Genomic DNA, 19,420 nt, shown 5'->3' with positions numbered 1-19,420 from the left:
GCGGTCACCGGCCGCCGCTCGCGACGGGCTCGGTCGGGGACTCAGTGGGGAGGCTCGCCATCAGCCGGAACCCGAGCGGTGACACCTTCTCAGCGACCATGTCTCCCCCGTAGAGTGCAACCCGCTCCCGAACTCCCACCAGCCCGTGCCCTCTGACGGGTTGACCAGGACCGAGCCCCCTGCCGTGGTCGAGGACCTCGACCACGACGTCCGTGTCGCGGTAGGTGACGGTCACCCTCGCCCAGTCGGCGTCGGCATGTTTGATGACGTTGGTCAGCCCCTCCTGCACAATGCGGAAGGCCGCAAGGTCGAGCCCGCGCGTCAGCCGGCGCGAGTCCCCCTCGGTAGTCAACTCGACCTTGACTCCGGCGAGCTGCGCCTCGTCCACCAGCCTCGGGAGTTCGTCGAGGCCGCCCGGTGTGTATTCCACCTCGTCGCTGTCCCGCAGAACGCCGAGCAGCAACCGGAGCTCACGAAGGACCGTACGGCTGGTCTCCTGGATGGCGGCGAGAGACTTCGCTGCCTCCTCGGGCTGCGTGGCGATGACGTGGCGAGCGACTCCGGACTGGATCGCGATGATGCTCATGCTGTGGCCGACGACATCGTGCAACTCGCGGGCGAGACGCAGTCGTTCCTCGACAACGGTACGCCGGGCCTCCGACACTGCGGCGTGCGCTCGCTGCTCCGCATGCTCGCGCAGCGCTTCGTTGTAGGCGCGTCCGCGGAAGAGGCACCAGCTCACCGTCCAGATCGAGCTCAGCATCATCGAAGCCAAGGAGAATGCCACCAGGCCCAGGTGGTCCCGGAAGTCCGTCGGGTGGCCCAGCGCACCGGTTGCGAACACCACGGCCACTGTCGCGGCCAGCATGCCGAAGGACGCACGAGCCGGCCTGGCCGCCGCAGTGTACGAAGTCAGGGCCAGCGCGACGCCGACGAAGGCTGCGAGGCCTCCGTACTCGGTCACGGCCAGGCCCGCGATGGTCACGGCCAGTGTGGCAACCGGACTGAGCCGGCGTACTGCCACCGCGCCGACCGAGGCCAGTGCCATGACCACCTCGGCCGGGTGGACAGAGCCTGAGGCGTTACAGAGGAGAATCGCGGCCAGGACCGCAGCAACTCCGGCGTCGGCGATCACCAGGCGGCGTGCCGCCAGGCCCAGTAGCGGCGGTTGCAGGTGTAGATCCACGACGCCGATGCTAGGTGGGGTGGAGTCGGTCCCACATCTGTCCCGAGACCTATCCGAGATAGGCCCGCAGCCAGACGCGCATCCTCGATGATCACGGCAAGGTTGCTGCTGCCAGCATCAGCCTGCATCGATCGAGGATGAGTCGTGATCACAACTGAGGCCTTGTCCAAGCGTTACGGCGCCACCGTGGCAGTCGACAACCTGTCAGTCGAGGTCCGCCCTGGTTCGGTCACCGGTTTCCTCGGCCCCAACGGTGCCGGAAAGTCCACCACCCTCCGCATGGTCATGGGACTTAACAGGCCCACGGCGGGAACCGCCCTGATCGACGGTCGGCCGTACCGGCAACTGCGGCGCCCGCTCCACCACGTCGGCGCGCTGCTAGACGCGTCCGCTGTACCGCCGGGTCCCAGCGGATTCCAGTACTTGGCCGCCATCGCTCGCACCAACGGCATCGGACGATCGCGGGTGTCGGCGGTACTCGACGAGGTCGGTCTGGCATCAGTGGCCCGGCGGCGAGTCCGCAGCTACTCGCTGGGGATGAAGCAGCGGCTCGGCATCGCCGCCGCACTGCTCGGGGACCCGCCCGTCCTCATCTTCGACGAGCCGATCAACGGCCTGGACCCGGACGGGATCCGCTGGATCAGGCTCCTGTTCCGCCGCCTGGCCGATGAGGGCCGAACAGTCCTGGTGTCGAGCCACGTCATGAGCGAGATGGAGCACACAGCCGACCGGCTCATCGTCATCGGAGCCGGCCGTCTCCTCGCCCACACCACTGTGGCGGACTTCATCCGCCGGGGCTCGTCCGACACGGTCACCGTACGTACGCCGTCCAAGGAAGCCCTGGAGCAGGTTCTCCGGGCGGCGGACGCCCAGGTCACCACCGTCGGTGACCTGCTGGAAGTGTCCGGCCTGCACGCCGCGCGGATCGGAGACCTGGCGCTCGCCAACCGAATCGCCGTCCATGAACTGGTACCGCACAGCGCCGGCCTCGAACAAGCCTTCATGGACCTCACCGCAGAGACCGGCGAGCACCGCGCAGGGTCCAACGCCACCGCCTCCCGCTGAACAGGAATGCCGACAATGAACTCTTCCCTTCAGAAAGACCATGCGCAGGAGAATCAGCGGGCGGTCGACTCGGAGGTTCCGGACGGCCGGCTGGTGCAGTGGATGAATGTCCTCGGATCGGAGTGGATCAAAATCCGGTCACTCCGTCCGGTCTGGACCATCACCATGTCAGGCGTCCTGGTCGCCATCGGTGTCACCCTCCTCTTCTGCAACACCACCGTGGACAAGTGGGATCAACGCACGCTGGAACAGCGAGCCGGCTTCGATCCGATCGCTGCTTCCTTTTCGGGCTTCTCCCTGTTGCAACTCGCCATGGTCGTGGTCGGCGCCCTGGCGATGAGCGGTGAGTACTCCAGCGGGCTCATCAGGATGAGCTTCGCCGCCGTTCCCAGCCGGCGTCCGGTTGTCGCTGCCAAAGCAGCTGTGGCCGGGATGACCTCATTCACCATCGGTGTGGTTACCGCCCTGACGAGTTTCGGCATCGCCCAGGCCATGTTCGCGACTGAACACTTCGGCCTCTCGATCACTAGCCCTGGCGTGCTTCGTGCCGTACTCGCGACCGGCCTGCATCTTGCCTCGGTGACCCTGATCAGCCTCTCTCTGGCCGCGCTCATCCGCCACGGCGCCGGATCCATCTGCGTGGCGTTCGGCTTGCTGTTCGTCCTTCCGCCGTTCCTGCAGAGCGATCACGGCTGGATGCTTCGAGTGCACCAGTCACTCCCCAGCACCGCCCTTCACCGTCTGACAGTCGCCCACCTGGACTCACTCGCGCCATCCAGCACGATGGCCTGGGCCTCACTGGTCGTCTACCCGATCGTTCTGCTCGCGGCAGCGGTCCTCATGGTCGATCGCCGCGACGTCTAGAGCAAGTCCCGAACCACTTCCACAACCGTCGGCACAACCGACGGAAGGCCAGTGATGAAGCGACAGACCAACTCCTGGGCAGAAGCGTTCCTTCGCACCTACACCATGCCGTTCGCCTTCCTCGGCATCTCGACCGCACTCTCGATCAGCTACACACTCCTGCTAAGCCCAAGATCCAGAGCCAGCCTCGACCTATGGGCATCGACCAACCTCGCCAACCTGCACAGCCATCCCCTCGAGGCTATGCTCGCCTCCCCCTTCCTCGGCGGCCCGGCACCATGGGGGGACCTGGCGCTCACCACAGTCGCCCTGTTCCTGCTGACAGCACGCCTCGACAATCTGCCGGCGACAGTGATCGTCGGGTCCGCACAAACTCTCGGGAGCCTGATAAGCCAGTACGTCACCGAGCTAAGGATCGCCAGCGGATCAGCCCCAGACTCACTGCGCACGGCAACGGACATCGGCCCCTCGTACGTACTGGTGGCCGCGCTCTCGGCGCTCGTCGTGGCCGGCAGGAAGCCAGTCCTGCGCATTGGCTCACTCGGCACCCTCGCCGCCCTGTCCCCGGGTCTCTTCGCGGACCTGGGACAGCTGACCGTCCCCGCAATCGGGCACACGGTCGCCCTGGTGGTCGGGGTGCTGCTTGCGATCGCAATACCCAATGCCGGGCGGCGCCGCGCACGCGGCAACGACCAGACTGTGGCAGCGCATCCCCCGACTGCTCGGCGTCCGGCCGGTCGCCCAGGTCCTGTCACAGCACCCCGAGCGCGATCTGGGCCGGAGTCAGTCCGGTCTCCTCGGGGAGGTCCTCGGTGCTGATCCCCCGGGATGCTGATCCATCGCTCGGTAGATATTGCCCGACCACAGCTCGGGGCCGGGGCTCTGACCCGCTGTTTCGAGACCGGCTCGCGCGGAGGCGCGACGCCCAAAAGAACCCCTAACAGGACCCACGTCAGGGCCCCTAACGTACGTATAAGGGTCTCGAGAGCCGCCCGGACCTCCCGCCGCGTGCGTGCGGGCACCGGCCCGGCGCCCCGGACCAGCGCGCAGCAGTCTGCCCAGCAGGTCGATGCGTTCTGCGTCCCAATCGCCCGCAGGAGTCCAGCGCGGTGACGAGCAGATCAGCCGCTGCGTCGTGGGCGTAGCGGCCTTCGGCAAGGTCGGCTGCGCGCACGCAGTAGCCAAACGCCGCGTCTCCACCCGAGGCCATGCGGGCGGCGCGCCGCCTTGAGAAAGTTGCCCCCTGCCCCTGGGGGAGGGTTCGGCGTGGCGCAGGGGGATGGTGTGGCGTGGTGGGGTGGGGAGTGGTGTGATGGGCGGACATGACGGCCTCCGACACCCACCGCGCCATCGACGCTGTCTGGCGGATCGAGTCGGCGCGACTGATCGCCGGGCTCACCAGGATTGTTCGCGATCTCGGGCTGGCCGAGGAGCTTGCCCAGGATGCGCTGGTCGCGGCGCTGGAGCAGTGGCCTCGGGACGGCATCCCGCGCAACCCGGGGGCCTGGCTGATGGCCAGTGCCAAGCACCGTGCCATCGACGTGCTGCGTCGGCAGCAGCGGCTCAACCAGCGGGTGGAGGAGCTCGGACGCGGCCTGGAGACCGCGCTCGCGAGCAGCGTGACGGAGGGCGATGCGGCTCTCGAAGCCGTTCTCGACGAGGCGATGGGCAGTATCGAGGACGACCTGCTGCGGCTGGTCTTCACCGCCTGTCACCCGGTGCTCTCCACGGACGCCCGGGTCGCGCTCACCCTGCGGCTGCTCGGTGGCCTGACCACCAAGGAGATCGCCCGCGCCTACCTGGTCCCCGAGGCGACCGTCGCCCAGCGGATCAGCCGGGCCAAGCGGACCCTCGCCGACACCCGGGTCCCGTTCGAAGTCCCGTACGGGGACGAGCTGGTGCCTCGGCTGGCCTCCGTTCTGGAGGTGGTCTACCTGATCTTCAACGAGGGCTACTCGGCGACCGCCGGCGACGACTGGCTGCGTCCCGCGCTCTGTGAGGAGGCGCTGCGCCTCGGCCGCATCCTGGCCGGGCTGGCGCCGGAGGAGCCCGAAGTGCACGGCCTGGTCGCGCTGATGGAGATCCAGGCGTCCAGGTCCGCCGCCAGGGTCGGGTCGGGAGGAGAGCCCGTTCTGCTGCTCGACCAGGACCGCTCCCGCTGGGACCGGGTGCTGATCCGGCGCGGCCTGGCCGCCCTCGACCGCGCCGGCGCGCTGGTCGCGCGCACCGGGGAGCCGCTGGGACCGTACGCGCTCCAGGCCGCCATCGCCGCCTGCCATGCCCGCGCCCGTACCCCGGAGGCGACCGACTGGCCGCGCATCGCCGCGCTGTACGGTCAGCTCGCCGAGCTCGCGCCGTCGCCGGTGGTCGAGTTGAACCGGGCGGTCGCGCTGTCGATGGCGTACGGGCCCGCCGAGGGCCTGGCCGTGGTGGACGGGCTGGTTGCGGAACCGGCTCTGCGCAGCTACCACCTGCTGCCCAGTGTGCGTGGCGACCTGCTGGCGAAGCTGGGCCGATTCGCCGAGGCCGGAGCGGAGTTCGAACGGGCCGCCGAACTCACCCGCAACGCCCGCGAGCGGCAGCTGCTGCTCCGACGGGCCGCCGAGTGCGAGCGGTAGGGGCCGTCCGGCCGATCCTGCGCTGAGGAACGCACCGGCCCGGCAGGGGCGGACCGCTGGCGTTGACGTCAGGGTCAAGGTCTACGGTCGGTGCCATGCGGATCGGCGAACTGGCGGAGAAGGCAGGCACCACCACGCGCACCCTGCGCTACTACGAGTCGCGCGGACTGCTGCCTGCCCGGCGCGGCGGAAACGGCTACCGGGCGTACGACGAGGACGACCTGCGGCTGCTGCGCCAGATCCGGCTGCTCCAGGACTTCGGCTTCGAGCTGGAGGACACCCGGCCGTTCGTGGAGTGCCTGCGGGCGGGCCACCCGGCCGGGGACTCGTGCCCGGCCTCGCTCCAGGTCTACCGGAGCAAGCTGGCGGAACTGGACCGGTGCATCGCCCGGCTCCAGGAGGTCCGCGACCAGGTGGGCGCGCAGCTGGCCAGGGCGGAGCTGGAGGTGCAGGCCGCACAGCCCGGCGGGCCCGAGCCGCACTGCGAGCTGAGTACACGTCCGATCGACCCGGAGAACAACCCAGAGGAGGACTGAACCATGGTGCAGGCAAAGGGAGTCGAGGCGGTCACCGACCGGACCTTCGCGACCGAGGTGCTGGAGTCCGAACTGCCGGTGCTGGTGGACTTCACCGCAGCCTGGTGCTCGCCCTGCCGGATGATCGCCCCGGTGCTGGCGGAGGTCGCCCGCGAGGAGGCGGACCGGCTGAAGATCGTTCAGCTGGACGTGGACACCAACCCGGAGACCCAGGCGGCGTACGGGGTGCTGTCGATGCCCACGCTGATCGTCTTCCGGGGCGGGCAGCCGGTGAAGAGCATGGTCGGTGCCCGGGCCAAGGCCAAGCTGCTGCGCGAGCTGGCCGAGGTCATCTGACGATCGGTCGCTCCGGCGGGTCGTTGCGGTGTGCCGACGGCGTCTGGGTGAGCATGGGCCGCATGCCCCGTATGACCGAACCCGAGTGGCGGGACTTCCTCTCCGCCGGCACCCGTACCGCCAAGCTGGCCACCACCAAGGCCGACGGAAGCCCGCATGTGGCACCGATCTGGTTCCTGCTGGACGGCGGCGACCTCGTCTTCAACACCGGCCGCGACACCGTCAAGGGCCGCAATCTGGCCCGGGACGGCCGGGTGATGCTCTGCGTGGACGACGACCGGCCGCCCTTCTCCTTCGTCCTGGTCCGGGGGACGGCGACGCTCGGCGAGGACCTGGCCGAGGTACGGGAGTGGGCCGGGCGGATCGGGGCGCGCTACATGGGCGAGGACCGGCGGGAGGAGTACGCGGCCCGCAACGGCGTGCCCGGCGAACTGCTCGTCAGGGTCAGGATCGAGCACGTGGTCGCGATGGGTGACATTGCGGACTGAGCGCTGTCCGGTGACCGTGCCGGCCGTCGCTCCAAGGTTGTTGGTGGCCCCGAGAACAGCCCTGAGGGCCAATGGGGCCGGTCTATATGATCACTGCTCCGCAGAAGTCGTGGACGGGCGTTGGCCAGACGGCCGATCCGCTTCGCGCCGAGGAAGTGGCGGGGTGCTGGTGGCGGCGGGGCCGGCAGCCTGAGCCCTAACGACCCTAGGGCCGGCGACCCGACAGCGGGCGGGCGGATGGCCTCGAAGGCTTCCTGTCCGCCGGTGCCGCGATCCGTGTTCCGCACCATTCCCCCCGATGGTCCTCCAGGCATGGCGAAGGGCCGCCGGCCGGTCCGGCTCGCCATACTCGTGAGCGGTGCCGACGATTCCCCGGGCACCGTACTCCGGCGGATCAGCCGCTGCAACAAGTTGTTGAACAGTCTGTTCGGGGCGGGCCTGCGGGCCGGACTTCCGCTGTGAAGCTCTCATTGCCACCAGGTGATGACCCATGACTTGACCCTCACGCGACGTGAGGCAGCAGGCTGAAGGCAGCAAGGAGGGAGGAACCCCGTGAGCACGTACTCGGTGGGTCAGGTCGCGGCGATCGCCAAGGTGACCGTGAGGACCCTGCACCACTACGACGAGATCGGACTGCTGTCGCCCGGCGGCCGCACCCCGGCCGGCTACCGCCGGTACGAGGACGCGGACCTCGACCGGCTTCAGCAGATCCTCTTCTACCGCGAACTCGGTTTCCCCCTCGAAGAGATCGCGGCCATCCTGGACGACGACTCGGTCAGCCCGACCGAGCACCTGCGCCGTCAGCACCAGCTGATCAGCGCCAGGATCACCCACCTCCAGGAGCTGGCCGCTGCCGTCGAACACGCCATGGAGGCACAGAAGATGGGCATTTCGCTGACACCCGAGGAGAAGTTCGAGGTCTTCGGCGCCGACTACCAGGAGAGCTGGGAGTCCGAGGCCGAGCAGCGCTGGGGCAACACCGACGCCTGGCAGCAGTCCCAGCGCCGCACGGCCCGGTACGACAAAGCCGACTGGCAGCGGATCAAGGCCGAGATGGACTCGCTGAACTCCCGCCTGGTGGAGGTCTTCAGCGCCGGCTCCGCCCCTGACAGCGCCGAGGCCATGGAGGCCGCCGAGGCCCACCGGCAGCACATCAGCGACAACTTCTACGACTGCACCTACGAGATCCACCGCTGCCTGGGCGCCATGTACCTCTCCGACCCCCGCTTCACCGCCACCTACGAGGACCTCGCCCCCGGCCTGGCCCAGTGGCTCCACGACGCCATCCTCGCCAACGCGGCGAGCCACTGACACGGCCTCAGGCGGGAACTCCGTGGCGCACGGGGTGCTTTCAGGGCCTGTTCCTGTTCGGGAGCCAGGTTTTCGGATTCTGCCCCCTCTTCGCGGTTGGGCAACCCCCGTTTGAGGACAGCTCAACGCCTGCTGTCGAGGGCGACCGGAACCGGGATCTCCGGGCCGCGGCATGCTCCTGCCGGGACCCGGCGCGCAGCCGACACCCCCGGGCCGAGGAAGGTATCGGCCCGGGGGTGCTGGTGGATGATCAGCCGAAGTCGGGAGCCGGGGCCGTGGCATTGAGCGCCGTCACGACCGTCTCCTCCTCGTACCTGAAGTGGGACTCCAGCTGGTTCGCCAGCCGCTCCAGGTCGGCGCGCAGCTGCACGGGGTCGGTTTCACCGGGTACGAAGCTGTCGACGAGCTGCTGGATGTCGTCCTGCAGCCGCGCCACCACCCTGTGCTCCTCGCCGAGCTGCGCCAGCGCCGGAGCGAGTGCGGGGAACTGCTTGGCCAGCACCGGGAACACGGCCATGTCCTCGCCGCCGTGATGCTTCTTCAGCGCCCCGCAGAAGTTGAGGCAGTGGGTGCGCATCTGCTGGGCGAGGTCCGGCGGCGTCCGCTCGATCGTGTCCGCGCCACCCTCGATCACCCGGTCCGCCTGGGCGCGGAGCGTCTCGAGCTCCTTGCGCAGCCAGTCGTGCACCTCAACGATCCAGTCGCCCATGCCCTTGACCCGCTCCTCGCCGGGCTCGGGGCCGATCCGATGCAGTACGACGACCGGGATCTCCCGGGCCGTCCTGGCCTGGTGGTCGGCGTACCCCGGCGCCTCGGCGATCACGCGGTCGAAGAGCTTGTCACGCTCCTGGCCCGGCGGGATGGCGGCGATCGCCTGATAGGTGCCGGCACCCGTCTCGACCGTCACGATCGGGTTCTTGCGGATGTTGTGGTACCACGCGGGGTGCTTGTCGGCGCCGTTCGAGGACGCGACGACGATCCCTTTTCCGTCGAATTCGAGATACCCCAGGATGCTCTCCCGGCGCAGGCCGCTCTTGGCTCCGACGGTCGTCAGCACGGCCAATGTCCAGCCCTCGAACATACCGCTCATCTTCCCGTTGTTCGCCCGGAACTCGGCGATGACCTGACGCTGGAACTCATTGACGTCGAAGCCCGCCCAGGTCTCGGCCTGTGCTTCCCAGGTCTCGGCCTGTTCCTTGCTCATGCACTGCCTCTCCGTGTCGATTGATCGCGAAGGAGGGCCACGCCACCGGAAATCGACACAGAAATACCCCGCATGCCTACGCAGTGAAGATGGGCGCAGCAATCCCAGGACAGGGATTGACGAGCTGCGAGAGACGGAACGTGCCGATCTCTGCAATGGCTGAGTAGCCGCTACCTCCATGCGTAGGCCCATACGGGGCTCGGTGGGACCGTAACACCATCCCCGCTGATCGAGCAACGTCACCTTGACGGGTGCAACCGGGAGCCTGTGGACCGGGGTTGGGCCCGATCTCGAGTCGGCTGGAGATCGCCCGGTGGGCCGGAGGCTGCGGATCCAGCTTCCGATTTCGCGCACGCAGTTGATCAAGCAGAGCCCCGCGCCCCTGAAAACCACCCCCGCGCCTCTGGGGAGATCCTGGGGGAGCTATGCCGCGCCGCGGCCGAAGGTACGGCGGTAGGCGGTGGGGGAGGTGTGCATGGTGCGGCCGAAGTGGTGGCGGAAGGTGGCTGCGCTCTCGAAGCCGACGGCGGCGGCGATCTCCTCGACGGTGCCGTCGGGTGATTCGAGCAGGGGGAGGCTGGCGGCGATGCGCTGGGTGATGACCCAGCGCATCGGGCTGGTGCCGTTGCGGGCGGTGAAGTGCCGCAGGTACGAGCGGTCGGACATCCGGGCCTGGCGGGCGAGCAGGGGGATGGTCAAGGGGCTCGCAAGGTGGTCGAGGGCCCACTGCATCGAGCGGGCGATGCCGTCGTCCTCCTCCTCGACCGGTTTGACCGCCGCCTCGATGAACTGGGCCTGGCCGCCGTCCCGATGGGGCGGTACGACGAAGCGGCGGGCGACGGTGTTGGCGACCTTGGCGCCGTGGTCGCGGCGGACCAGGTGCAGGCAGAGGTCGATCCCGGCTGCGCTGCCCGCGCTGGTGAGCACGTTGCCGCTGTCGACGTACAGGACGTCGGGGTTGACCTTGACCAACGGGTAGCGCTGCTGGAGGAGTTCGGCGTACCGCCAGTGGGTGGTGGCCTCGCGGCCGTCGAGCAGGCCGGCCGCCGCGAGGGCGAAGGCGCCGGAGCAGATCGAGACGATCCGGGCGCCGCGCTCGAAGGCCGTACGGAGCGCGGCGACCAGGCCGGGGGAGACCTCGCCGCTGAAGGTGTTGGGCACGGCAACCACGATCACGGTGTCGGCGGCGGCGAGTTCGTCCAGTCCGTGCTGGGCGGTGATCGAGAAGCCGCCGACCGCGGCGAGCGGTGTCCCGGGCCGGTCGGCGCAGACCTTGAGCCCGTACCAGGGCGCGGCGAGCAGCCCGCCGAGTTCGGGTCTAGCCAGGCCGAACACCTCGACCACCACGCCGAGTTCGAACGGTGCCATGCCGTCGAAGGCGTACACCGCGATGGTGTGCACGGGCTCCGGGCGGCGCCCGATCGTCACGGCGACCGGGCCACCCGGGGACTGCTGCGCGGACATCGGCCTGCTCCCCTTCTGGCGGAATCTTGGCGAGTGTAGTCGTTCGCGCCACTGTCGGGGCCGGGCGCCCGGACAGGAGGATCGGTGTGTCGCAAGCAGCGGAAGAACACGGCAACCGACCAGCAGGAGAACGACGATGACCATCACCACCTCCCCCGTGACCGCCATCCCGGCCGTCTCGCCGGAGCGCGCCTTCGCGTTCTTCGCCGAGCGCCTCGGCTGCCAGGCCGACCCGGCCGACGTCTGGTACGCGATGCGGGACAGCCGGGAAAAGGGCGCGGTCCAGGACTTCACGGTCGTGGACGTCCGCGCCGAGGGGGCGTACCGGAAGGCGCACCTGCCAGGCGCGATCAGCCTCCCGATCGCCGAGATCACCGGTGAGCGGGTCGCCGGACTTCCGTCGGGACTGCTGGTCGTCTACTGCTGGGGCCCGGCCTGCAACGGCTCCACCAAGGGGGCGATGAAGCTGGCAGCCCTCGGGCGGGAGGTCAAGGAGATGATCGGCGGCCTGGAGTACTGGGTCCGTGAGGGCTGGCCCACCGAGGGACGCCGTCCGATCGACCCGAAGACCGCGACCCCGGCCGACCTCGGTCTGGTCTGCTGAACCCAACGGCCGGACCTCCCCGACTGTTCGGGGAGGTCCGGCCGTTGGGTGCGCGTGGTGTCAGGCGGTGAAGCCGGCCATCCAGGTCTCGACCTCGTCGGAGGTGCGCGGGAGTCCGGACGAGAGGTTCTCGTTGCCGTCGGCGGTGACGAGGATGTCGTCCTCGATCCGGATGCCGATGCCGCGGTACTCCTCGGGGACGGTCAGGTCGTCCTGCTGGAAGTAGAGGCCGGGCTCGACGGTCAGGACCATGCCGGGCTGAAGCAGCGCGTCGACGTGCTCCTCGCGGCGGGAGACCGCGCAGTCGTGGACGTCGAGGCCGAGCATGTGCCCGGTGCCGTGCAGGGTCCAGCGGCGCTGGAGGCCGAGCTCGATGACCTTGTCGACGTCGTAGACCGAGGCGTCCAGCAGGCCCCAGGCGAGCAGGTGCTCGGCGAGCACACGCTGCGAGGCCTCGTGGAAGTCGCGGAACCGGCCGCCCGGCCTCACGGCCGCGATACCGGCCTCCTGGGCGGCGTACACGGCGTCGTAGATCTTGCGCTGCAGAGCATCGAAACGGCCGTTGATCGGCAGTGTGCGGGTGACGTCGGCGGTGTAGAGGGTGCGGGTCTCCACGCCCGCGTCCAGCAGCAGGAGTTCGCCGGGGCGGACCTCGCCGTCGTTGCGGACCCAGTGCAGGGTGGTGGCGTGCGGACCCGCGGCGCAGATCGAGCCGTAGCCGACGTCGTTGCCCTCGACCCGGGCGCGGCGCCAGAAGGTGCCCTCGATCCAGCGCTCGGAGGTGGCCACGGCCTGGCCCAGCTCCCGCACCGCGTCGGTGAATCCCTTGACGGTGGCGGCGCAGGCGGCGCGCAGCTGGCCGATCTCCCACTCGTCCTTGACCAGGCGCAGACCGCTGAGGAAGATCTTCAGCTCGTCGTCCTTGTCGGCGTCCAGGACATCAGCCAGCGCGTCCTGGAGACCGGCGTCGTAGCCGCGCACGATGCGGGTCGGGACACCACCGGCCGCGGCGGCGGCCTTGAGCTCCTCGGCGGCCTCGCGGACGTCCCGCGCGGGCAGGCCGAGCAGCTGCTCCGCCTCGGTGAGGCTGTGGCGGCGGCCGACCCAGAGCTCGCCGTTGCCGTCCAGCCAGAACTCGCCGTTCTCGCGGTTGGAGCGGGGCAGCAGGTAGAGGTGGAAGTCGTGGCCGCTGTCGCCGGTCGGCTCGGCGACCAGTACGGCGTCCTCGGTCTGGTCACCGGTGAGGTGCACGTACTCGCTGGCCGCGCGGAAGTTGTACTCGGTGTCGTTGGAGCGGGTCTTCAGGTTGCCCGCCGGGATCACCAGCCGTTCGCCCGGGAATGCGGCGGAGAGCTTGGCGCGCCGCTCGGCAGCGTACGGGGCCTGCTCGACGGGCTGCAGGTCGCGCAGCTCGGTGTCGGCCCAGCCGGTCTTCATCGACGCGGCGAGCTCGTCGGAGATCTCGCCGTAGAGACCGTTCTTGCGGCCCTTGACGGGCTGCTCGGCGGCTTCCTGGTCGCCGTCCGCAGCGCCTTCGGGGTTCTCGGCTGCCGCCGGGGTACGGTCCTCGGTCACGTACGTCGCCTCCTCGCGAGTGGTACCGCCCCGGACGCGTCGGATCGCGACACGCGTGGGCGGCCGTGGGCCCCATGGTACGGATGCCCGGCCGAACAGTACATAACAAACGTTTGGTAGGTGCCATGGTGGTTCCCATGGCACGGATGCCCGGCCGAACGCCTGCGCGGCACCGGCCCGGGGCCGACTCTCCACACGGGAAGCCGCGCAGTTCCCGCGCCCCTATAAACCAACGCTCGCGCCCCACGAGAAGCTGCGCAGTTCCCCGCGCCCCTAAGAAGCAACCCCCCGCGCCGCTGTCTTCTACTCGAAGCGGGCTGCGAGCAGGACCAGGTCGTCGGTGGGTTCGGGGTCGCCGTTGGAGGGGGCTGGTGGGCAGAGTGAGAGCAGGTGGACGCAGAGGCGGTCAGGGTCGAGACGGGCGTCGCGCGGGGCGTCCGCGGCGGCGCGCCGCAGCGCGGCCTGTCCGGCGTGCAGGGTGGGGCCGCAGCGGCGGGCGAGGCCCTCGGTGTAGAGGAGCAGCAGGTCGCCGCGTTCGGCGTCGAGTTCCACGCCGGGGGCCTCCCAGCAGGTGAGCATGCCGAGGGGGGCGGAGAGCGAGGTCTCGATGAAGTTGGCGCCGTAGCGGGTGACCAGGATGGGCGGGCAGTGTCCGGCGCCGGCCAGGGTGATCTGCCGTTCCTCGGGTTGGACCCAGGCGTAGACGGCGGTGGCGGTGCGGGCGGGTTCGGTGGTCTTGAGCAGTAGTTCGAGGTCGCCGAGGACGGAGACCGGGTCCTCGCCCTCCAGGACGGCGTAGGCGCGCAGGGCGGCGCGCACGCGCCCCATCGCGGCGGCGGCCCCGGGCGCGGAGGCGGGTCCGGCCCCCGGGCCGTCGCCGGAGACGCTGCCGACGGTGAGGCCGAGGGTGCCGTCGGGCAGGGCGATGGCGTCGTACCAGTCGCTGCCGGTGGAGCGGTCGAGTCCGGCGGAGATGCAGTGGGCGGCCAGCTTCAGGCCGGGGACGGTGGGCAGCCGGTCGGGGAGCAGGCCCCGGCGCAGGGCTTCGGTGGCCCGGTGGGAGCGGTCCGTCTCCAGCGCTCTGGCGACCAGCGGTGCGGCGAACTCGCAGTACAGCTGGGCGAGGTGTCGTTGGCGCTCGTCGGGTTCGGCGGGCTCGTCGTAGAACCAGACGGCGGTGCCGAGCGGTCCTTCGTCCTCGGTGGCCAGGGGCAGGGTGTAGCAGGCGCCGAGGCCGAGCTGCTCGGCGACGTCGCGAAAGCGCGGGCCGACGGTGGGGTCGGAGGCGAGATCGGTGATCAGCAGCTGTCCGGTGGCGCCGGGGCGGCTGAGCAGCCCGGCGAACGGCCCGTGTTCGGCGGGTACGGTCTCCAGCGCGCCGAGGCTGGCGCGGTCGAGGCCGAGGCCGACGGGGCGTCCGGAGCCGGGGACGGTGGTGGTGATCAGGCCCCGGTTGGCGCCGAGCAGGGCGGCGCCGGAGTCCAGCACGGCGGTCAGGGTGGCGGAGAGCCCACGGGTTTCGGCCAGTTGGCGGGTGTGCTCGTAGAGGTTGGTGAAATCGGACAGCAGGTCGGTCAAACGGTCCTGCACCCGCGGCTCGTCGGCCGTGCCGGTGGGGTGGAGCACCGGCTCCGTACGGGGCCGGTCCGCACCGCAGCGGTCGGCGCCCAGTGCGAGCAGGGCCAGGCCGGGGGCCAGACCCGGCGGCAGGCCCGGCGGCAGGCCGCCCGATGCCTCGGCCGTCATGTTCGCCGTCACGTTCACCGTGTCTGCCGTCGCGGCCTCGGTCGCGGACTCCGGCACCGACTCCGGACCGGCCGGGCCTGCCGGACCCGGCAGCGGCAGGTCGAGCGGCTTGGCGTCGGTCATGCTGCCCCAACTCCCCACAGACTGGTATGTGCCACGCAGGACCCCCAAGACCGCACAGAAGGACTTCACTGCACAAAAGGACTGCACCGTGCAAAAGGATTGCTATGTCACTAGTCGGCACCAATCCACCACTTGTACACAGGCCGATCGGGGCATGTCCAGAATCGGGGCGAGGCCGGATGGCTTGATCTGTGCCCGGCCGTGTGCGGTGGCGGCCGTCCGTGGCGGGCCGGATCGTAGGCGTCGGCCACCCGTCGTCCGCCACGGCCGGAACTGACTCACCCGTACGGTGGAACCATTGGGCTCCTTGCGGCGTCCGTCCAGTGGCATGGGGGATTCTCGTTCTAGGGGTCGAACCGACGTCCGTATCGGTGGCCGACCAGGCGGGGGCTCCTGCACCTCCGTGCCGTGCCAGTCTGTTCACCTCCGGTGTTGTGACGCCTCGTCAGTTCGAACGGTCCGAACAGCCTGAGCAGTTCGAGCAGTCCGAGTAGCCCGAGCAGTCCGAACCGGTCTGACGATCCGGCGGACTGACGGCCCCGAGCCCAACGGTCGCGTCTGAGCCAACGGTCGCGGAAAGGAACGAGCTCTCATGCAACGTACGAGCCCCCGGCGGACTTGGCCGGGCCGCAACACCCCGCGCGGTACTCCCACGGGGACCCGCTGGCCGCACCGCGACCGGCCGGGTCGCAACTGGCTGCGCTGGCCCGGCAGTCGGCGCCGCGAGCGGGCCGCGCTGCTGGGCGCCGCGCTGGCGGCGGCCGACCGCGGCTGGCCGGTGGTCCCGGGCGCACACGCCGTGCCGGGTCTGCTCGGGCCGTGCTCCTGCGCCGACCCGTGCTGCCCGGTGCCGGGCGCGCACCCGCACGACCCGCCGCTGCTGGCGGCCAGCACCGATGCCCGGATGGTGAGTTGGTGGTGGGGCGAGCGCAACCAGGGCTCCCCGGTGCTGCTCGCCACCGGACGGACGGTCTGCGCGGTGAGCCTCCCGGCGGAGGCGGGAGAGCGGGCGCTGGAGTACTTCGGGCTGCTCGGACTGCCGATCGGACCGGTACTGGCGAGCGGCCGGCGGTATGTCGTGCTGGTGGCGCCGTACTCGCTGGAGGGGCTCGGCGGACTGCTCGCCGAACTGCCCTGGGTGCCGGGGTCGCTGCGTTTCCACGGGCCGGACGGTTATCTGCTGCTGCCGCCCTCGCAGACCGGGGCGGGATGTGTGCGCTGGATCAGACCGCCGGTCGAGGGGCAGTTCCTGCTGCCCCGGGTCGAGCAGTTGCTGGGGGCCTTGATCGCGGCCAGCCGCCGGGCGCCCGACGGCAGTCGGCTGGCCTTCTGACCCGGGTCTGCCGAGTGGCATGCCGCGCAATTCCGCTCGGCGGAAGCTTCGCATACCGTGGGAAATGAAAGATCCGGCCGCTGGCGACGGGGGATGCACCAGCGACCGGACTGTTTAAATGCTAACAAAGATCCGCGTCCGCGCCAATTTGTCCATGTGGCTTGCCACCTGGCAATTTCCCCGAACGCAGGGAAATGTGACGCGAGTCACTTTCCTGTCTGACCGATCGTCAGTTGAGCGTCACCTGGCGGTTGACGAGGTTGGCGCGGGCCTTGCGCTCGTCGCCGGTCAGCGGGGCCGCATCGCCCGCGTCCAGGGCGGCCAGGGTGTCCGCGAGACGCTCGGCGAACTCGGCGGCGGGCTTCTCGCAGTCGGTGGCGGTCATCGTCGAGGGCAGGTCCCAGACCGGCACTGTCAGGCCGTGCGCGCGGAACGAGCCGACCAGGCGGGTGTCCTGGCCGAGGGAGGACTGGTCGGCGGCGGTCAGCCGGGCGAGTGCGTCCAGCAGCCGCTCCTCGGGGACGGTCATCACCCAGCGCAGGTGGTTCTTGTCGGGTGCGGCGCACCAGTACGCGGAGTCCACGCTCGACAGCTTCTCGGTCGGGATGGCGGAGGCGTTGGCACGCTCCAGCGAGGCCGCGACCTCGCCGGTGGCGCTCTCGGCGTCCTCCAGCCAGAACTCGAAGCCGGGGTACACGGTCGGGGTGAACTCGGCTGTCACGTCCAGCAGTTCCTGGAGGCGGCGACCACCGGGGACGGTCCGCCGGGCCGGCACGGGGGTTCCGGGCTCGGTAGCCAGGGCGAGTTCGAGGGCGTCGGCCAGGTCGCGGCTCAGGTCGCCGGAGGAGGACTGGGTCTGCAGGCCGAGCAGGATCGAGCCGTCCTGACGGCGCAGCGCGGGCCAGGCCAGCGGCAGTACGGTCGCCAGGGTCACCGACGGCACCTCGCCGACCGCGCTCCCGGCGGCCTCGGCGTTCAGCGTCAGCGCAACGGTCGCGGCCGGGACGAGCTCGCGCAGCGCGACCCAGTCGGCCTCGCCCGGCAGGCCCTCGAACGGACGGTGCACCAGCTCCTGCACCGCGTGCGCGGCCTCGCGGCCGTGGCAGGCCTTGTATCGGCGGCCCGACCCGCAGGGGCAGTCCTCACGGGCACCGACGACGGGGATCTCTCCCGCGCTCACGGTGGTGGACGGACGGCGCTGCGGCGACTTCTTCGCGGCCTTCTTGGCCATGGTGCGGCTCTCCCGGGAACGGCGATGACTTGCTCCGGGGCAGCCTACTGACGTTTGGCGCGGATGTCGGGCAGGCCGCCACCCCGGGGCAGTGCACGGTCAGGCGCTCCTGGCTCCGGGCGAGGTGTGGGAGGCGCAGTGCTCCCGGGCGGGCAGCATCGCCCAGACCGTCACCTGGCCGGGTGCGTCGCGGACGCCCCAGTCGTCGGCCAACTGCCCGACGATGCCGAGGCCGCGCCCACCGTGCGAAGTCCTCGACGGCCGGGCCGGTACCGGCCGGGTGGTCGAGCCGCCGTCCGTCACCTCCAGGCCGAGCAGTCCGTCGCCGTGCAGCTGCCAGTGGACCAGGATGCCCCCGTCGTCGCCCAGTTCGGGATCGAGCAGAGCGGCCCTGGCCTCGTCGCCGAGAGTCGTCAGGACGGTCAGTGGACGGGCATATCGACAGGAATTGCTGAGCAGTTCGGAAAGGATCAGTACCGCGTCGTCAATCACCGCATCCGGTATGTCGCGGTCTCCCAGATCACGCCGCATCCGCCGCCGCGCCACTGCGACACTCGCAGGGCCGTGCGGTACGGCCATGGTTGATGAAGTTGGACCGGACTTAACAAGCACAGCGTGCGCGACCATCAACGCCACCCCCGGACCTCCTTCAGCGTTCGCCGAGGGATGGATGCCCCCTGGGAATCCGTCGGAAACGACCGGTCGGGGATCGCGGCCGGACATTTCCGAGCGTCGCAACTCACGGTACGCAAATGGTGATTACCTGCTCACGCACTGTTGTGAAAGCATGGGGAATTCGCCAACGTCGGCGCTTTGAGCCCTGTTTGCGCTGTCCTGAGCGCCCTGTTCCGCGCCCGCGCACACCAATTCGTCTACCTGACGCGGCGACTGTCACCGGCCGAGCTGGGCCAGTACCTCGCTCGGACGGTTGGTGATCAGCGCCTCGACGCCGAGCTCCAGGCAGTGCTCGACATCCGCCGGATCGTCCACCGTCCACACGTGCACCCGGTGACCGGCGCGCCGCAGGGCGGGCACCAGACCGGGGTTGGCCCGGACCAGCTCGATCCCGGGGCCGGCGATCCCCGCGCCGCCGGGCAGCGCCCTGGTCCGGCCGAGCAGCGGCAGGCGGCGCTCCAGCAGGTAGACGGTGGGGACGGCGGGTGCGGCCCGGCGGACCCGGTGCAGCGAGAGCTCGGAGAAGCTCATGATCCGTACCGTGGACTCGGCGGGTGCGGCGGGCAGCAGGCCGTAGTGCCCCAGCATCCGCAGCAGCTCGGTCTCGACCTTGCCGGCGTAGCGGGTCGGGTGCTTGGTCTCGATCGCCAGCTCGATCCGCCGCCCGGAGTCGGCGACCAGCTCCAGCAGCTCGGCCAGGGTGAGGATGCTGCTGTGCTCGGGTGCCCCGGGCGACTTCCAGGAGCCGAAGTCCAGCCGGGACAGCTCGGCCAGCGTCATCGCGGAGACCGTGCCCTGCCCGTCGGAGGTGCGCCGCACCGTGCGGTCGTGGACGCAGACCAGCTGCCCGTCGGCGGTCAGCCGTACGTCGCACTCCAGACCGTCCGCGCCCTCCTCGATCGCCCGGCGGTAGGCCCCGAGGGTGTGCTCGGGGAGGGCGGCGGAGGAGCCCCGGTGCGCGATGACCCGGACGGTCGAGCGGTCGACGGGCGCTGGCGCGGGGGCTGAGAGGTTCCGGGTTTCCACGCCGTCAACCCTACGAGGCCCCTGATGGCCCGCAG

At 70.2% G+C, this 19,420-nt stretch carries 17 protein-coding genes; 9 read left to right on the top strand and 8 right to left on the bottom strand.

Annotated elements, in window-relative coordinates; translation table 11 throughout:
* Positions 1-4: 4 nt before the first annotated feature.
* Positions 5-1,186, bottom strand: a complete 1,182-nt coding sequence (locus P3T39_RS02600) for a sensor histidine kinase (protein WP_280695608.1) — start codon at positions 1,184-1,186, stop codon at positions 5-7.
* Positions 1,187-1,330: 144 nt separating this feature from the next.
* Between P3T39_RS02600 and P3T39_RS02595 the strand changes: the two genes are divergently transcribed.
* The 7 genes from P3T39_RS02595 (at position 1,331) to P3T39_RS02565 (ending at position 8,404) form a co-directional block, all read left to right on the top strand.
* Positions 1,331-2,251, top strand: coding sequence for an ATP-binding cassette domain-containing protein (locus tag P3T39_RS02595; protein WP_280695607.1), 921 nt, complete (start codon positions 1,331-1,333; stop codon positions 2,249-2,251).
* Between the two features lie 15 nt (positions 2,252-2,266).
* Entirely contained in the window at positions 2,267-3,115 is an 849-nt protein-coding gene (locus tag P3T39_RS02590) for an ABC transporter permease (protein ID WP_280695606.1), read from the top strand.
* Between the two features lie 1,322 nt (positions 3,116-4,437).
* On the top strand, positions 4,438-5,733 hold the full coding sequence (locus P3T39_RS02585) for an RNA polymerase sigma factor (protein WP_280695605.1): 1,296 nt from the start codon (positions 4,438-4,440) through the stop codon (positions 5,731-5,733).
* Between the two features lie 95 nt (positions 5,734-5,828).
* On the top strand, positions 5,829-6,269 hold the full coding sequence (locus P3T39_RS02580) for a MerR family transcriptional regulator (RefSeq protein ID WP_280695604.1): 441 nt from the start codon (positions 5,829-5,831) through the stop codon (positions 6,267-6,269).
* 3 nt (positions 6,270-6,272) lie between these two features.
* Entirely contained in the window at positions 6,273-6,605 is a 333-nt protein-coding gene (gene trxA / locus P3T39_RS02575) for a thioredoxin (RefSeq protein ID WP_280695603.1), read from the top strand.
* A 53-nt stretch (positions 6,606-6,658) separates the two neighbouring features.
* On the top strand, positions 6,659-7,093 hold the full coding sequence (locus P3T39_RS02570) for a PPOX class F420-dependent oxidoreductase (RefSeq protein ID WP_280695737.1): 435 nt from the start codon (positions 6,659-6,661) through the stop codon (positions 7,091-7,093).
* A gap of 552 nt (positions 7,094-7,645) precedes the next feature.
* Positions 7,646-8,404: a MerR family transcriptional regulator gene (locus tag P3T39_RS02565; RefSeq protein WP_280695602.1), complete on the top strand. Its 759-nt coding sequence runs from the start codon at positions 7,646-7,648 to the stop codon at positions 8,402-8,404.
* Positions 8,405-8,654: 250 nt separating this feature from the next.
* On the opposite strand, the gene P3T39_RS02560 is transcribed toward P3T39_RS02565, so the two are convergent.
* Both P3T39_RS02560 and P3T39_RS02555 read right to left on the bottom strand, forming a co-directional pair.
* Complete coding sequence (locus tag P3T39_RS02560; protein ID WP_280695601.1) at positions 8,655-9,608, bottom strand: nitroreductase/quinone reductase family protein; 954 nt, start codon at positions 9,606-9,608, stop codon at positions 8,655-8,657.
* Positions 9,609-10,031: 423 nt separating this feature from the next.
* On the bottom strand, positions 10,032-11,072 hold the full coding sequence (locus tag P3T39_RS02555) for a helix-turn-helix domain-containing protein (RefSeq protein ID WP_280695600.1): 1,041 nt from the start codon (positions 11,070-11,072) through the stop codon (positions 10,032-10,034).
* Positions 11,073-11,208: 136 nt separating this feature from the next.
* Between P3T39_RS02555 and P3T39_RS02550 the strand changes: the two genes are divergently transcribed.
* Positions 11,209-11,676 (top strand): rhodanese-like domain-containing protein, encoded by a 468-nt coding sequence (locus tag P3T39_RS02550; RefSeq protein ID WP_280695599.1) that lies wholly within the window; start codon positions 11,209-11,211, stop codon positions 11,674-11,676.
* A 60-nt stretch (positions 11,677-11,736) separates the two neighbouring features.
* Here P3T39_RS02550 and P3T39_RS02545 read toward each other — a convergent pair whose 3' ends face one another.
* Positions 11,737-13,251, bottom strand: coding sequence for an aminopeptidase P family protein (locus tag P3T39_RS02545; protein WP_280695598.1), 1,515 nt, complete (start codon positions 13,249-13,251; stop codon positions 11,737-11,739).
* 303 nt (positions 13,252-13,554) lie between these two features.
* Positions 13,555-15,120 (bottom strand): PP2C family protein-serine/threonine phosphatase, encoded by a 1,566-nt coding sequence (locus P3T39_RS02540; RefSeq protein ID WP_280695597.1) that lies wholly within the window; start codon positions 15,118-15,120, stop codon positions 13,555-13,557.
* Positions 15,121-15,712: 592 nt separating this feature from the next.
* Here P3T39_RS02540 and P3T39_RS02535 point away from each other — a divergent pair.
* Positions 15,713-16,453 carry a bifunctional DNA primase/polymerase gene (locus P3T39_RS02535; protein ID WP_280695595.1) on the top strand — a complete coding sequence of 247 codons (741 nt, stop codon included), beginning with the start codon at positions 15,713-15,715 and terminating at the stop codon, positions 16,451-16,453.
* Between the two features lie 229 nt (positions 16,454-16,682).
* Here P3T39_RS02535 and P3T39_RS02530 read toward each other — a convergent pair whose 3' ends face one another.
* The 3 genes from P3T39_RS02530 to P3T39_RS02520 all read right to left on the bottom strand — a co-directional run bounded on the left by P3T39_RS02530 (position 16,683) and on the right by P3T39_RS02520 (position 19,385).
* On the bottom strand, positions 16,683-17,684 hold the full coding sequence (locus P3T39_RS02530) for a DUF5926 family protein (protein WP_280695594.1): 1,002 nt from the start codon (positions 17,682-17,684) through the stop codon (positions 16,683-16,685).
* Between the two features lie 99 nt (positions 17,685-17,783).
* On the bottom strand, positions 17,784-18,215 hold the full coding sequence (locus P3T39_RS02525; protein WP_348534299.1) for an ATP-binding protein: 432 nt from the start codon (positions 18,213-18,215) through the stop codon (positions 17,784-17,786).
* Positions 18,216-18,575: 360 nt separating this feature from the next.
* A complete protein-coding gene (locus tag P3T39_RS02520) occupies positions 18,576-19,385 on the bottom strand; it encodes a glycerophosphodiester phosphodiesterase family protein (protein ID WP_280695593.1) in 810 nt (269 codons plus the stop codon).
* Positions 19,386-19,420: the final 35 nt, after the last annotated feature.

Source organism: Kitasatospora sp. GP82, from assembly GCF_029892105.1.
In the GTDB taxonomy this organism is placed as follows: Bacteria; Actinomycetota; Actinomycetes; order Streptomycetales; family Streptomycetaceae; genus Kitasatospora.
This window is presented reverse-complemented; position numbering and strand designations above follow the sequence as displayed.